We start from the raw sequence: 611 nt of genomic DNA on the forward strand, positions 1-611 counted from the left end.
CCGGCGGCGCCCGCCCCTTCGGGCGTGGCGCGGCGGCCGAACAGCTCCAGCCGGTGGCCGACCAGCTGGAAGCCCAGCCGCGCGGCGATCGCCTTGGCCAGGGCTTCGTGCTGCTCGTCGGAGAACTCGATCACCTTGCCGGATTCCACATCGATCAGATGGTAGTGGTGGCCATGGTCGGTGGCCTCGTAGCGGGCGCGGCCGCCGCCGAAATCGTGCCGCTCCAGGATGCCCTTCTCCTCCAGCAGCCGGACCGTGCGGTAGACGGTGGCGATGGAGACGCGGGAATCGAGGGCGAGCGCCCGGCGGTAGAGTTCCTCCACATCCGGGTGGTCCACCGCCTCGGAGAGCACGCGCGCGATCAGCCGGCGCTGCCCGGTCATCTTCAGCCCGCGCTCGATGCAGAGCCGCTCGATCCGCAGCGGGTCGGGCTTGTCCTCGTCGGCGGGGCGGGGCGTGTCGGTGCGCGTGTCCATGGGGTGGTCGGTTGCTCTCCTGGGCCGGCCCGGACGGAGCCTGGCGGAGTGATGGCAGGCGGGCGTCCCGGCCGCCCCGCGCGGTGCGGGGCGGTCCGGGCGACGGCCCGGGCGCCTTTATGGCATGGCCGGGCG

General features: G+C 73.6%; 1 protein-coding gene. It reads right to left on the reverse strand.

The features are described 5' to 3' along the window. The coding region (locus HMPREF0731_RS22630) for a Fur family transcriptional regulator (protein WP_007006609.1) at positions 1-476 on the reverse strand (476 nt) is incomplete at its 3' end. Positions 477-611 lie beyond the last annotated feature (135 nt).

Source organism: Pseudoroseomonas cervicalis ATCC 49957, assembly GCF_000164635.1.
In the GTDB taxonomy this organism is placed as follows: Bacteria; Pseudomonadota; Alphaproteobacteria; order Acetobacterales; family Acetobacteraceae; genus Pseudoroseomonas; species Pseudoroseomonas cervicalis.